Origin of the sequence: Pseudochrobactrum kiredjianiae, assembly GCF_030362795.1 — a bacterium.
GTDB lineage: Bacteria > Pseudomonadota > Alphaproteobacteria > Rhizobiales > Rhizobiaceae > Pseudochrobactrum > Pseudochrobactrum kiredjianiae.
Window position 1 is genome coordinate 160,220 of sequence record NZ_JAUCBM010000003.1, and the last position, 13,335, is coordinate 173,554.

Genomic DNA, 13,335 nt, shown 5'->3' on the forward strand with positions numbered 1-13,335 from the left:
GTGTGTACTGATTTATATCAGCGGAAATTGACGCCTGCATTGCGCATTTGCTTCATCATGGTTTGCAGTGACCCGTCAATATCAATAGCGCGGCTCAAATCTGGCAGAACCGTCACATTGAAACCCTGTGCAGCGGCATCGAGTGCGGAATAGGCGACGCAAAAATCTGTGGCCAGACCCGCCAGCGTAATATTCTTAATGCCGCGCTCTTTTAAATAGCCACCGAGACCCGTCGGTGTCATGTGATCGTTTTCAAAGAAGGCGGAATAGCTGTCGATCGCTTTGCGATAGCCTTTGCGGATCACCAGTTCGGCTTTTGTCCATTGCAGGTCTTTATGAAATTCGGCGCCTTGCGTCCCCTGCACGCAATGATCCGGCCACAAAGTCTGTTTGCCGTAAGGCATTGTGATCATTTCATAAGGCGAGCGGCCTTCATGCTGGGATGCAAAGCTGGAATGATCGGCAGGATGCCAGTCTTGTGTCAGAACAACATGGTCAAAGCGCTCGATTTCCTGATTGATACCGGCAATGATTGTATCTCCGCCAGCAACGCCCAAAGCGCCCTCCGGGCAAAAATCATTCTGAATATCAATAACGATAAACGCACTGCTTTTTTGATCGCGTTCCGTCATGCTGCTCTCCCGTCACTCTCTCTCATCTCTTTGCGATCAGTGACGAAAGAGCAGCAAAAGGTCAAGCCCTCAGCTGTCAGGCTTCGATCTCCACGCGACCAAGCGGATGTGAGCAACAGGCGAGGATATAACCTTCTTCAATCTCATCATCGCGGATACCGCCATTATGGTTCATCGAGGTCTCGCCGCTCAGACATTTGACTTTGCAGGTGCCGCAGACACCGAACTCGCAGGCGCTTGGTATTTTCAAACCACCGTTACGCGCTGCCAGCAAAACCGTATCTGTCGGGCTACATTGAACTTCCATGCCGGAAAGTGTGAAAATAACGCTGGGCGCTTCGGTTTCCGCATCCGATGCTGCTGCAGCCAGAGCGGCAGGAACAGGAATGGCTGGTGTTTCTGAGGCCGGTTGAAAGCTCTCCTGATGGTAATTGTCTATATTGAAGCCATTGGCTTCCAGCATTTCGCGCACTGCCCGCATAAACGGCTCAGGGCCGCAGCAAAAGACTGTACGGTCGCGAAAATCAGGCGCAGAAATATCAATGACACTGTGGCTGATGCGTCCGTGTACGCCGCTCCAGACATTGCGCGCAATGGAGCGCTCAACAACCAATTGCAGGCGCAGATTATCCATACGGCTGGCAAGCAGTTCCAGTTCTTTGCGGAAAATGATTTCATCCGGTGAGCGGGCGCAATTGAGGAAAACCACATCGCTGTCCGGCTGTGTGTCATAGAGAAAACGCGTCATTGACATCATCGGAGTGATGCCGGAACCCGCTGAAATAAACAGGTATTTTTTACCCGGATGCGACACCAGCGAGAAATCACCGGCAGGACCAAAGGCTTTGAGCTGCATACCGGGGCGCATATTATCCAGCATCCAGCGCGTGCCGATACTGCCGGTCTGTGCTTTGATGGTGATGGAAACAGAATAGGGGCGCGACGGTGTGGAGGACAGCGTATAGGTGCGCATGACCGGTTCCGGCACAGCCGGAATCTCAATCGTAATGAACTGACCCGGCATATAGCGGAACCAGTTATTATTTTCCGGCGTGCGGAACGAGAAGGTCATCACGTCCGGCGCTTCTTCAATCGCCGCATCACATTCCAGAACCTGAAGCCTGTCGTTCCACGGCAGCATTTCATCAAGATATTTCATAGGTGCTGCACTTTACTTGAAGAGGGGCTTGAATGGGCACAACGCTCTAACACTTTATATTTATAGCATAATGCTGAATATGACTGTCCGGTTGCCGGAGTGTCTTCACGCTCCGGCAACCGGTATCCATATCAGGCGACGCGGCTGAACTTCGCGACTTCACCTTTCAGACGCGGGGTGATGAAATTGCCGTACCATTCGATAAACTGCATGACACCGCCTTCATGTTCCACAGAGTAAGGACCCGGCTGATAGGCCGGTGAGCGGATGCCACGGGCATTCTCTTCGACAATCCGGCGATCCTGATCATTGGTCTCAATCCAGACATGGGTCAGTTCATCGAGATTATAATCAACGCCTTCAACCGCATCTTTATTGACCATCCATTTGGTGGTGACCATGGTTTCCTCGGCACTGATCGGCAGCACGCGGAAGGAAATCGCGTGGTCGATCATCACATGGTTCCATGTGGACGGGTAGTTGAACAGCAGCATCGCGCCGATCTTTGAGGCAGTAACTTCAGCGCTTAGGCTTTTCGCCACGGCAGGCTTACCGGACATTGTGTAGCTCTCGGCATCGCGCAGCAGCGGGATACGGGCAATACGGTACTGGCCGCTTTCCGCCATGTTGAATTTGGCTGGCAGGCCGGTATCTTCACAGCGCTTCCAGAGCTGGTTGGTTTCCTCATCATCGAGCATGCCCTGCACGCCGGTAGCGCTTGGTGCTTCAGGATAGGTGCGGCACAATTCCGGATGGTTGGCGGCGCAATGGTAGCACTCGCGGTTGTTTTCCCAGACCAGCTTCCAATTGCCTTTTTCAATAATGGTGCTCTCAAAGGCAACTTTCGCGTCTTTGATATGGTGCGGTGCGAGATAAGGCTCAACCGTTGCGCGGAAAGCGTTAAAATCCGGCGCTTCATCTGCGACGCAGATATAAATGTAACCGGCGACCGTTTCGCAATGAACGGTTTTCAGGCCGTAATCTGCCGGTTTGAAATCAGGGCCGACCTGACGGGCAAACAGTAATTTGCCATCCAGATCATAAGTCCACTGATGATAAGGGCAGACGAGACGGGCAGCAGTGCCTTTTTCAGCAGTGCAAATACGCGAACCGCGATGGCGGCAGGTATTGTGAAAGGCACGGATATTACCCTGACTGTCACGCACGACAATCACTGGATATTCGCCGATTTGTACGGTGAGATAGCTGCCGGCTTTCGGCAATTCACAATCATGGCCGGCGAAAATCCATTCGCGATACCAGATATGTTCGAGATCCAGCTTGTAATAATCGGGATCAGTATAAAATTTCTGTCCAAGACTGAAATTCGGGTCGCGCCCCAACAAGTCACTCAGCATTTGATTGCGGACGTCCATGATATGCCTCGCATAGCGTTGTTCATCGGGGGTGCCAGACGGCTTATTCAGGGTTTATTTGTCGCTTTAGTATAGCTTGTGAGCGACATGCCGTTGCGTCTGATCCCGTATGGGTCTGGGTTGTGTTAAGTCTCAGAATATTTCTCTCAAAACCGCTCTGATTAGGCTCATTCAAGCATTGAAATATTTCAGACGCGCATACGAAAACGACATGGGCTTCGCATAAAGACGACACGCCAAAGCGTCGCAGAAATAAAGCCTGTTCAGTCGCTCGCAGCCGTGCTTTTCTGTCGGCACGATAAGAACCATATCAAACGGATTTACGGCAGAGGAAAACACCCATGAAACGCTCGGAAATTAATGAGATTATCCGCGAAAGCGACCGCTTTATCCGTTCGTTCGGTTTTGTTATGCCGCCGTTTGCCTATTGGTCACCGGATGAAATGCACGCACGGGTCAAAGATGACAGTGCGGCGATCCGTAATGCCCGTCTTGGCTGGGATATTACCGATTACGGGCAGGGACGGTTTGCTGATCTTGGGCTGTTCCTGTTTACGGTGCGCAATGGTCAGACCGAAGATTTAAAACGCGGTACCGGAATGCTCTATGCCGAGAAGATTATGATTTCTCGGGAAAATCAGCTGTCGCCGATGCATCGCCATGTGATGAAGGCCGAGGATATTATCAATCGCGGCGGTGCCAAACTGGTGCTGGAGATGTTTAACTCCAAAGCGGACGGCTCAATTGATGATAAAAGCGATGTGGTTGTAGCTTGTGACGGGCGGATTAAACGCTTGCCAGCCGGTGGAAAACTCGCACTTGATCCGGGTGAAAGCGTAACCCTGATGCCCGGTAACTGGCATGCTTTCTGGGGTGAGGGCGGCGACGTGCTGATCGGCGAAGTTTCAACGGTCAATGATGATCTGACGGATAATATTTTCCGTGAGCCAATCGGGCGCTTTTCTGACGTTGAAGATGATGTGACACCAACACATCTGCTGGTGTCTGATTATGATAAATGGCTTGATTGATGTGATGTCAGCCAACCGCCAGTAAAGCCCATGCCGTAAAGTCTTGCATGAAGCGTGTTTTATCCGTTTCATGCAGACTTTCATGACGCATATTGGGATAAATACGAGTGGTGACATTGTTGAAACCGGCTGTTTTCAGTTTTTTTTCCAGAGCAAGCAGTGATTTTCCGCCTTCTGTTGACGGGTCTTGTCCGCCGCCTTGCAGATAGAATGGTAAGTTCAATGCAATAGTTTGCTGCGGGGCTGGCTCGTTGCAGCGACGCATGAAACGGAAAACATCAATCCACATACTGACAGACGGCGCAAAGCCACAAAGCGGGTCACTATTATAGAGTGCAACTTCTGCTGTATCATGAGATAGCCAGTCAAATTGCGTCTGGTAGTTTTTCACCTGTTTTGCCCATGTGTGGAATGTCATGCTTGGCAGAAAATGACTCGGCACATCGGAGCCGAGAAACATACGCTCGGCTTTTAATAATGTGAAAGCCAGTGTTTGGTTTACCACATTGGCAAAATTGGAGTTGCAGATCGCTGCTGCATCGGGAGTGCAAAATTTGCCGCATAATGCAGCCAGCGTTATCAATCCACCCATAGAATGACCGAACAGAATGAGCGGCAGACCAGCATGGCGCTCACGGATTGTCTTCTCAACGAATCCCATATCCTGAAGCGTTTTTTGATCGCCGTCTGTAACCGCGAATTGGCCAAGGGGGGCGTCGGGTGCTTGTGTCAGGCCGTGGCCACGGTGATCGTGAGCATAGACATGAAACCCGTGATCGGACAAGTATCGCGCAAATTCCTGATAGCGGGCAGCATGTTCAGCAAGGCCGTGGCTGATCTGCACAACACCAATGGCTGCTTGATTGGCAGGTTGAAAGCGCAGTGCGAGTTTCGCACCGCTCGGGCTTAACAGGATTTCAGGAACATCAAATGACATTATAATACCTTGCTCCCTGCATGCAAAACTATGTGGCTGATAATAATTGATTATTCCTCAGTTAGAGCATAGGTTACCTTAAACTTGGATCAGTTTAAGATAACCTATGCTCTCATTTTAAAGTGTTAGAGCGACCTTTGTGTGCCAAGTCCGGCACACGGCGCTCTAAACAGGGGAGTGCCGCTTTTCGCATTTGCTTTAAGCGCATTGTGGCATTGCCCCTGCGCAATATTTAGCCTAAATAGCGCATCAAAGCGAATTCCCGAATAATACGGGCTCAAATTCTCGGAGAACAGCCGCCCAATGGCACGTCAATTTATTTATCATATGTCGGGTTTGAATAAAAACTACGGCACAAAGAAGATTCTCGAAAATCTGCACCTGTCATTCTATCCTGATGCAAAAATCGGTATTCTCGGCCCTAACGGTGCCGGTAAGTCGACAATTCTCAAGATTATGGCTGGTCTCGATAAAGAGTTCACCGGTGAAGCATGGCTCGCCGATGGCGCGACCTGTGGCTATCTGGCTCAGGAACCGCATCTTGATCCGGAAAAGACAGTATTCGGCAATGTGATGGAAGGTGTGGCTGACAAACAGGCCATTCTCGACCGTTATAATGAGCTGATGATGAATTATTCCGATGAAACTGCTGACGAAGGTGCAGCACTTCAGGATGTTATCGACAGCCAGAATCTCTGGGATCTGGAAAGTCAGGTTGAAATGGCGATGGAAGCTCTGCGCTGCCCGCCAGCGGACGCTGATGTAACCACACTTTCCGGTGGTGAACGTCGCCGCGTTGCGCTTTGCAAACTGTTGCTTTCCAAGCCAGATCTGCTGCTGCTTGACGAACCGACCAACCATTTGGATGCTGAAACCACTGCATGGCTGGAAAAGCACCTGCGTGAATATAAGGGCGCTGTGCTGCTCATCACGCATGATCGCTACTTCCTTGACAATGTGACCGGCTGGATTCTTGAACTCGACCGCGGTCGTGGCATTCCTTATGAAGGCAACTATTCTGCTTACCTCGCTGCTAAAGCGAAGCGTATGATTCAGGAAGGCCGTGAAGACGATTCCCGTCAGAAAGCGCTTGAGCGTGAGCGTGAGTGGATTTCGGCCAGCCCGAAAGCCCGTCAGTCCAAGTCGAAAGCCCGTATTAAGGCTTATGACAAGCTGGTTGAAGCGGCTGAAAATCAGCGTCCGGGCGATGCTCAGATTCTCATTCCTGCCGGTGAACGCCTCGGTCAGGTTGTTATCGAAGTTGATGGTCTGTCAAAATCCTTCGGCGATCGTTTGCTGATCGACAACCTGTCGTTCAAACTGCCTCCGGGCGGCATTGTTGGTGTGATTGGTCCGAACGGTGCCGGTAAATCGACGCTCTTCAAGATGATCACCGGTCAGGAACAACCGGATACCGGTACTGTGCGCGTTGGTGAAACCGTGAAGCTCGGTTATGTTGACCAGAGCCGCGATCATCTCAATCCTGATAAAAACGTTTGGGAAGAAATTTCCGGCGGTAATGACATTATCAAGCTCGGCAAATTTGAAATGAACTCCCGCGCTTATTGCGGTGCGTTCAACTTCAAAGGCGGCGATCAGCAGGCTAAAGTGGGCAATCTGTCTGGTGGTCAGCGTAACCGCGTGCATCTTGCCAAGATGCTGCAGGCTGGCGGCAACGTGCTGCTCCTCGATGAACCGACCAACGATCTGGATACAGAAACATTGGCGGCGCTTGAAGATGCACTGGAAAAATACGCTGGTTGCGCTGTTATCATCTCGCATGATCGTATGTTCCTTGACCGTCTTGCAACGCATATTCTGGCCTTTGAAGGCGACAGCCATGTTGAGTGGTTCGAAGGTAACTTCGAAGATTACGAAGCTGACAAGGTGCGTCGTCTCGGACCTGAAAGCGTCAATCCTAAGCGGGTGACCTATAAGCCGCTTACACGATAAAGGTTCGGGATGTTCTGGTTCTGGCGGGCTGCAAATGGCGTTGTTTTGCGCTTCCGGTGCTCACGTACAAACAGTACGCTGCGCGCCGGTTCTCAAACTCCACCATTTTCGCCTCGCCATAATCAGAACCTCAACGACCTTATCAGAAGTTAATAAAGGCCGGTGCATTGCACCGGCCTTTTTGTTTCAGAAAGGGAAGACAATGAAAGACTGGTCGGCACAGCAATATCTGAAGTTTGAAGACGAGCGCACGCGCCCTGTAACGGATCTTATCGCCCGCATTCCTCTGGAAAATCCTCAGGCGATTGTTGATATTGGTTGCGGGCCTGGCAACTCGACAGAAGAGCTGAAAAAACGCTGGCCACAAGCGCAATTGTCGGGTTTTGATTCATCGCCTGATATGATTGAAAAAGCGCAGGCGCGTTTGCCCGAAGTGTCATTTGGCTTGAATGATGCAACGCAATACCAGCCGGATGCGCATATTGATCTGCTGTTTTCCAATGCGGTATTTCAGTGGGTGCCAGATCATATTCAGCATTTGCAGCGCCTGCTGAAAGAGCTGAAGCAAGGTGCGGTTCTGGCCGTGCAAATGCCGGATAACTGGAATGAGCCGTCCCATCGCATGATGCGGGAAGTAGCAAAGGACAGTCGCTGGATTGAGCGTCTTAACAAGGCTTCGCGTCCGTCAATGCCGGGTGTCAATGCTTATTATGATGCTTTGGCATCTTTCGCCTCGCATATTGATATCTGGCACACAATTTACAACCATCCGCTTGATGGCCATGCGGCGATTACGGAATGGGTGAAAAGCACTGGTCTGCGGCCGTTTCTCAATCCGCTGAATGAAGAAGAGCAGCGGGATTATCTGGCAGAATACACCGAGCGGCTGGCTGAGCATTATCCTTTGACCGTTGATGGCAAAGTCCTGCTACAATTCCCGCGTGTTTTTATCGTAGCCGTGCGAGGCGCATAATGTCTGATTTACTAATGAGTGAACATGGCAAGAGATTACCGGCGCGTAAACTCAGCGGCAGCGTTCGTTCAGTTTATATTGCAACGGGTCAGAATTTTCTGACCGGAAAAGCTGACGGGCTGGAATGTGATAGTGGCGGTATTGTCGGTGATTATCATCACGGGCATACGCGTAAAGCTGGCGGGCGTGAGCCGTGGTATGAGCGCGGCACGCCTATTCGTAATGACCGGCAATTATCATTGGTGAGCAGGGTCGAACTGGAAAAGATTGCCACAGCAATGGGCATAGAGCGTGTTGCACCGGAATGGATTGGCGCGAATATCGTGGTAGACGATATTGCTGATTTCACACTGTTGCCTGCTGGAACTGTGTTGTTTTTCGAAAGTGGTCTGACACTGAAACTGAATGGTGTGAATGCACCGTGTAAATATGCCGGAGTCAGTATAGCGCAACATATTAACGCTGAAAATGAAGCTATTGTAGCTCTGTCTTTTGTTAAGGCAGCTAAATATCTGCGTGGACAAACCGGTTGGGTGGAACGGGCTGGGCAGGTAAAAGCGGATGATAAAGTCTCGGTACGGATATCTGAGCAGGTTTTCTACGCAGTTTAACCCAGTGCGTAAGCATTTTAACGGTCGCTCTGATACTTTAAAATTATGCTCTACTTTTTTGTTTTACGCGTATTTCATCCCGAAAACCGCTTCACACTTTTCGGAATGCGCTCTAGCCACTATCAGACATTAAATTTATAGCGCTCCACTGGTTCAGTATTTCTATAATCTGATCGTTGATCCAGTATAGGGCGCTGTCTTTATCCAGTCCTTCATCACGCAGCTTATCATAATCTGTATAGGTGTGGCGGATATAGGCGAGGGCTGTTAAGCGCACCGCATTTTGTGCTGTGAGCGCCCGCATATGCGGTGCGGCTGCGGCTTCCCTGATTTGCTCGGCATCATAAAAAGGCGTGCGTGGCGCCAGTAATGTGAGCGCTTGAGCAATATCTTTGCGACGTTTGGCAGATGCAGGCATGGTAATCCTGATTATAATCGAATGAGCTTTGAGGTGCTTGATACACTGTTTTAGAATTATTTTGTGACGATTATAGTTGCATTTCCACCTCATATGACATAAACATATCTTTATGTGTTTTAAAAATATGGTGTGGCATGACTGGTAAGCCTCTGGCTCTCGAAGAAATGGTAGAAGTATTGAAGGCGGCGGCTGAGCCTAGCCGCTTGCGTATTCTCTCGCTGCTGGCGGGAGGCGACCTCACAGTGTCTGATCTCACATCCATTTTGAACCAGTCGCAACCGCGTGTATCGCGCCATCTCAAGCTTTTAAGCGAAGCCGGACTGATTAGCCGTTATCAGGAAGGATCGTGGGCTTATTTCCGTTTATCAGAAGCACCAATCCAGCAGGGGTTGTCCCGTGCGCTGATAGGCTGGCAGGATAGTCAGGATCCGTTGTTACTGCGTGATCAGGAACGCTTGGCACAGGTTAAAGTCGAGCGCCATGAACGGGCGACCGCCTATTTCAGTGCCAATGCTGAAAGCTGGGATCAAATCCGTTCGCTGCATATTGACGAAACAATGGTTGAAGATGCACTGCGCACGATTATCGGTGAGCAGAATTTCCAGTCGATGCTCGATATCGGCACCGGTACTGGCCGTTTGCTGGAAATGTTCAGCCCGCTTTACGTGCGCGGCGTTGGTATTGATATCAACCGCGACATGCTCACTGTTGCCCGTACCAATCTGGATCAGGCTGGTGTTGCCCATGCGCAAGTGCGCCAAGGTGATATTTACGCGCTGCCGGTTGACCGCGACGGCTATGATCTTGTGACAATCCATCAGGTGCTGCACTTCCTTGACGAGCCGCAATCGGCAATTCGTGAGGCTGCACGGGCACTTCGCCCGCAGGGACGTTTGCTGGTGGTGGATTTTGCCCCGCATGATCTGGAGTTTCTGCGTGATGAACATGCCCATTTGCGGCTTGGCTTCAGTGATGAGCAAATGACCGGCTGGATGAAAGCCGCAGGCCTTGAGCCGGAAAAATCTGTAGCGCTCGAGCCGCAGGGCGGACAGGCTGCCGGTCTGGTGATCAAGCTGTGGCTGGCGCGTGATCCGCGAATGCTGATCGCCGATGCTGCCTGAGGCAGTATTGGCATTTATCTAGCATTTTAGCGTTCAGTTTTGACTGCCGCATGGTGCCTACCATGACGGAGAGAATAACGGAGATTTCCGATGTCTAGTTTTGGCCAGCAGCGCCGTTCTGAAAGCGCGCACCCGATCCGTGTTTCCTTTGAGTTCTTCCCGCCGAAGACCGAGGAAATGGAAACACGCCTTTGGGAGACCGTCACACGTCTGGCACCGCTCAATCCGGCTTTCGTATCTGTCACCTATGGGGCAGGTGGTTCGACCCGCGAGCGTACCAATAAGACCATTGCCCGTATCATCAAAGAAACCTCCATTACACCTGCGGCGCATCTGACCTGTGTTGATGCCACCAAAGAAGAGGTGAATTCGATTGTCCGCTCCTTTGCATCACTGGGCGTAACGCGCTTTGTGGCGCTTCGCGGTGATCCGGCTGGCGGTATCGGTGAAAACTATCAGCCAACGCCTGACGGTTATCAGAATGGTGCTGATCTGGTGGCAGGGCTCAAATCCATCGCCAATTTTGATATCAGCGTTTCCGCCTATCCGGAGAAACATCCAGAAAGCCCTGATTTTGCCACCGATATCGAAATGCTCAAGCGCAAAGTCGATAATGGTGCGACCCGTGCGATCACGCAGTTCTTCTTCGATAATGATCTCTATGAGCGCTATGTGGAGCGCGTACGTCGTGCAGGGATTTATATTCCGATCGTGCCAGGTGTGCTGCCAATCCATAACTTCAAGCAGGTGGCGAATTTCTCCAAGCGTGCAGGGACGCGTATACCGGCATGGCTGGCAGATCGTTTTGACGGGCTGGATAATGATCCGCAGACCCATATGCTGGTGTCTGCAGCTATGGCAGCCGAGCAAGTGAATGATCTGATTGAGCGCGGGCTGAACGATTTCCATTTCTATACGATGAACCGTTCAGATCTGGCTTTTGCGATTTGCCATTTGCTTGGTGTGAGAGCGCCGGTTGCAGCCTGATTAAACTTTGAAGCATGTTTCCAAAACCGGGGACCTCTTTTGGGAATATGCTCAAGAAAAAGCCCTGCGGAAAAATGTTTCCGCAGGGCTTTTTTTAAAAGTTTAAAACAGAATGTTTTCTAATGTAATTTTGCGGAGTGCCTGCGATGATTGTCGTGAAGCGTATATCTGCAAAAAACTCTGTTACTGAAATCAATCTCTGACAAACTGTGATGGTGACAGTGCGCTATGACTATCTGAACGTCATCTGTGTTTCAGAGAAGGGAATGCGAGGTCAGGGAAATACACCGACAATCATTGCTGCGACGAAAACAAAAGCTGCGCAAAATACCAAGGCATTGATTGAACGCGTTAAACCCATATGGATGCCTCCTGAGTGGTTGTAAGTTCAATTTTATATGCTGCGATTGCAACACACAAACCCCTTAAATACGCCCCTGAAAATAAAGATCAGGAACATTTTTCTTACTTCAAACCGGAAATTTGCAGCAGCCAGTCACTTCAGTCTGTTGCGCCATTGGCACGGTGCAGGGATGAAATTGACTGTTTTTTAACTTTGCCAGCAAGTTTCCTGTTGCTGTCATTTTACCGACATAATCGGTCAAAGAAAAGTCTAAATTTGAAGGCGGGGTTTTAGAGGTGTGGTGTGTTTTGTATAATCGTGTATTTTTAAATTTTAAAATTATAATAATTACAATGCATTGAGTGGTTATCGTAAGTTTTGATGCCGCCCTAAATTATTTTATGAGCGGCATCAAAATCCCACTAAATTTATAGCTTTTCGAGCAATTCACGGGTTGGCCATGAATCCGCAGGCATGCCTAAACGCAGCTGTTCTGTGCGCACAGCATCTCTGGTTTTGGTGCCAAATACACCATCGATTCGACCCATGTCATAACCATGAGTGACAAGCTTATTCTGAAGCTCTGTCAGCTCTTCGGTTGTCAGGCCTTCAACAGGAGTTCCGAGAAGGAAAGGCTCGCTACCGGCAAGACGTGCTGCAAAATATGCGGCAGTGGTGGCGTAGACGATGGACTTGTTCCATTCGACAAAAATATCGAAATTGCGATAGGACAAGAATGCAGGCCCTTTGCGTCCCATCGGGATGAGCAGGGAGGCATCACCATCGTCGGCACCGAGTGCAGAGCCGTCCGCAGTTTTGACGCCCCAGTTACTCCATTTTGAATGTGGCAGGCGATAGGTGCGGATCGAGTTTTCCCAAGGCAAATCCTGCGTCAGCTGTACAGTTTCGAGCCAAGGTTCGCCGCGCTGCCAGCCTAGTTCGGACAACATACGGGCTGCGGTCATCACTGCATCTGCCACACTGTTACGCAAATCCACTTTGCCGTCGCCGTCGCCGTCAACGCCGCGTTCCAGATAATCTTTTGGCAGCAATTGCATCTGGCCGATTTCACCAGCCCATGCGCCCATAGTGCCGGCATCGACAACACCCTGATCAATCAATTTCAGCATAGCCATCAATTGCGGGCGGAATAATTCAGGACGGCGGCAGTCGTGGGATAGAGTAACGAGGGAGTTCAGTGTGTCGAAATCACCCTGAATTGCACCAAAGTCGGTTTCCAGTCCCCAGAAAGCAGCGATCACTGGTCCCGGTACGCCATAAGTCTCTTCTGCCTTTTTGAAGATATCAGCATATTTGACGAGGTTCTCACGGCCTTTTTTAAGGCGCTGCTCGGAAATCAGACGTTTGGAGAACTCTGCAAAGGTCAGATTGAAGACTGACTGTGTGCGGTCGCGTTTCAAAGTGCGCTCATCAAGCGTTGCTTTATGCAGTTCTGCAATAGCGCTGTCGGAAATGCCGGCGGCTTTGGCTTCAGTAATAACACCTTCAAGCCATAGGTTATATTCGCCGCCACAGGCAGGCTTTTCAATCTCAACGGCTGCCGGTGCCGATGGCGCCGCAGGTTGCACCGTTGTAGCAAAAGCCAGGCTGGCAGATGAGAGCAGGGTAGCTGCTGTCAGTAGCGGTTTTAAAACTGATCTGAAGGCAGGCAGGGTAGCAGGGCGTGACATAACTCAGTTCTTTCTGCAGCAGGCTCTTGGGAAGCCTGACTGTTTTGGTTGATCCGGCCAGATGTGACCGGAACGTGCGAAATTTTCTGAATTATGTCCT

12 protein-coding genes are annotated in these 13,335 nt (G+C 50.5%); 6 read left to right on the forward strand and 6 right to left on the reverse strand.

Features of this window, described 5'->3' with window-relative positions; genetic code table 11:
• Positions 1-17: 17 nt before the first annotated feature.
• From pncA to QUF18_RS08515, 3 genes are all read right to left on the reverse strand, one after another.
• On the reverse strand, positions 18-632 hold the full coding sequence (gene pncA / locus QUF18_RS08505) for a bifunctional nicotinamidase/pyrazinamidase (RefSeq protein WP_289386621.1): 615 nt from the start codon (positions 630-632) through the stop codon (positions 18-20).
• A gap of 76 nt (positions 633-708) precedes the next feature.
• Complete coding sequence (locus QUF18_RS08510) at positions 709-1,791, reverse strand: FAD-binding oxidoreductase (protein ID WP_289386622.1); 1,083 nt, start codon at positions 1,789-1,791, stop codon at positions 709-711.
• A 131-nt stretch (positions 1,792-1,922) separates the two neighbouring features.
• Positions 1,923-3,167, reverse strand: coding sequence for an aromatic ring-hydroxylating oxygenase subunit alpha (locus QUF18_RS08515; RefSeq protein WP_289386623.1), 1,245 nt, complete (start codon positions 3,165-3,167; stop codon positions 1,923-1,925).
• Between the two features lie 341 nt (positions 3,168-3,508).
• On the opposite strand from QUF18_RS08515, the gene QUF18_RS08520 reads away from it, so the two are divergent.
• Positions 3,509-4,198, forward strand: coding sequence for a D-lyxose/D-mannose family sugar isomerase (locus QUF18_RS08520; RefSeq protein ID WP_289386624.1), 690 nt, complete (start codon positions 3,509-3,511; stop codon positions 4,196-4,198).
• Between the two features lie 7 nt (positions 4,199-4,205).
• Here the strand turns inward: QUF18_RS08520 and QUF18_RS08525 are convergent, their stop codons facing one another.
• Positions 4,206-5,135: an alpha/beta fold hydrolase gene (locus tag QUF18_RS08525; RefSeq protein ID WP_289386625.1), complete on the reverse strand. Its 930-nt coding sequence runs from the start codon at positions 5,133-5,135 to the stop codon at positions 4,206-4,208.
• 303 nt (positions 5,136-5,438) lie between these two features.
• Here QUF18_RS08525 and ettA point away from each other — a divergent pair, with 303 nt between their 5' ends.
• From ettA to QUF18_RS08540, 3 genes are all read left to right on the forward strand, one after another.
• On the forward strand, positions 5,439-7,088 hold the full coding sequence (gene ettA, locus QUF18_RS08530) for an energy-dependent translational throttle protein EttA (protein ID WP_289386626.1): 1,650 nt from the start codon (positions 5,439-5,441) through the stop codon (positions 7,086-7,088).
• 202 nt (positions 7,089-7,290) lie between these two features.
• Positions 7,291-8,061: a trans-aconitate 2-methyltransferase gene (tam, locus tag QUF18_RS08535; RefSeq protein ID WP_289386627.1), complete on the forward strand. Its 771-nt coding sequence runs from the start codon at positions 7,291-7,293 to the stop codon at positions 8,059-8,061.
• Entirely contained in the window at positions 8,061-8,672 is a 612-nt protein-coding gene (locus QUF18_RS08540; protein ID WP_289386628.1) for an MOSC domain-containing protein, read from the forward strand. The genes tam and QUF18_RS08540 overlap by 1 nt, the downstream gene beginning before the upstream one ends.
• A 112-nt stretch (positions 8,673-8,784) precedes the next feature.
• Here QUF18_RS08540 and QUF18_RS08545 read toward each other — a convergent pair whose 3' ends face one another.
• Entirely contained in the window at positions 8,785-9,090 is a 306-nt protein-coding gene (locus QUF18_RS08545) for a DUF2293 domain-containing protein (protein ID WP_289386629.1), read from the reverse strand.
• A 137-nt stretch (positions 9,091-9,227) separates the two neighbouring features.
• Between QUF18_RS08545 and QUF18_RS08550 the strand changes: the two genes are divergently transcribed.
• A complete protein-coding gene (locus tag QUF18_RS08550; RefSeq protein WP_289386630.1) occupies positions 9,228-10,214 on the forward strand; it encodes an ArsR/SmtB family transcription factor in 987 nt (328 codons plus the stop codon).
• A gap of 90 nt (positions 10,215-10,304) precedes the next feature.
• Positions 10,305-11,201, forward strand: a complete 897-nt coding sequence (gene metF, locus QUF18_RS08555) for a methylenetetrahydrofolate reductase [NAD(P)H] (protein ID WP_289386631.1) — start codon at positions 10,305-10,307, stop codon at positions 11,199-11,201.
• A gap of 771 nt (positions 11,202-11,972) precedes the next feature.
• Here the strand turns inward: metF and QUF18_RS08560 are convergent.
• Positions 11,973-13,235, reverse strand: a complete 1,263-nt coding sequence (locus QUF18_RS08560; RefSeq protein ID WP_289386632.1) for a lytic murein transglycosylase — start codon at positions 13,233-13,235, stop codon at positions 11,973-11,975.
• Positions 13,236-13,335 lie beyond the last annotated feature (100 nt).

What these genes read in the sequence shown, in the direction of transcription:
- pncA (WP_289386621.1), bottom strand. Translation starts at nt 632, where the DNA reads ATGACGGAACGCGATCAAAAAAGCAGTGCGTTTATCGTTATTGATATT.
- QUF18_RS08510 (WP_289386622.1), bottom strand. Translation starts at nt 1,791, where the DNA reads ATGAAATATCTTGATGAAATGCTGCCGTGGAACGACAGGCTTCAGGTT.
- QUF18_RS08515 (WP_289386623.1), bottom strand. Translation starts at nt 3,167, where the DNA reads ATGGACGTCCGCAATCAAATGCTGAGTGACTTGTTGGGGCGCGACCCG.
- QUF18_RS08520 (WP_289386624.1), top strand. Translation starts at nt 3,509, where the DNA reads ATGAAACGCTCGGAAATTAATGAGATTATCCGCGAAAGCGACCGCTTT.
- QUF18_RS08525 (WP_289386625.1), bottom strand. Translation starts at nt 5,135, where the DNA reads ATGTCATTTGATGTTCCTGAAATCCTGTTAAGCCCGAGCGGTGCGAAA.
- ettA (WP_289386626.1), top strand. Translation starts at nt 5,439, where the DNA reads ATGGCACGTCAATTTATTTATCATATGTCGGGTTTGAATAAAAACTAC.
- tam (WP_289386627.1), top strand. Translation starts at nt 7,291, where the DNA reads ATGAAAGACTGGTCGGCACAGCAATATCTGAAGTTTGAAGACGAGCGC.
- QUF18_RS08540 (WP_289386628.1), top strand. Translation starts at nt 8,061, where the DNA reads ATGTCTGATTTACTAATGAGTGAACATGGCAAGAGATTACCGGCGCGT.
- QUF18_RS08545 (WP_289386629.1), bottom strand. Translation starts at nt 9,090, where the DNA reads ATGCCTGCATCTGCCAAACGTCGCAAAGATATTGCTCAAGCGCTCACA.
- QUF18_RS08550 (WP_289386630.1), top strand. Translation starts at nt 9,228, where the DNA reads ATGACTGGTAAGCCTCTGGCTCTCGAAGAAATGGTAGAAGTATTGAAG.
- metF (WP_289386631.1), top strand. Translation starts at nt 10,305, where the DNA reads ATGTCTAGTTTTGGCCAGCAGCGCCGTTCTGAAAGCGCGCACCCGATC.
- QUF18_RS08560 (WP_289386632.1), bottom strand. Translation starts at nt 13,235, where the DNA reads ATGTCACGCCCTGCTACCCTGCCTGCCTTCAGATCAGTTTTAAAACCG.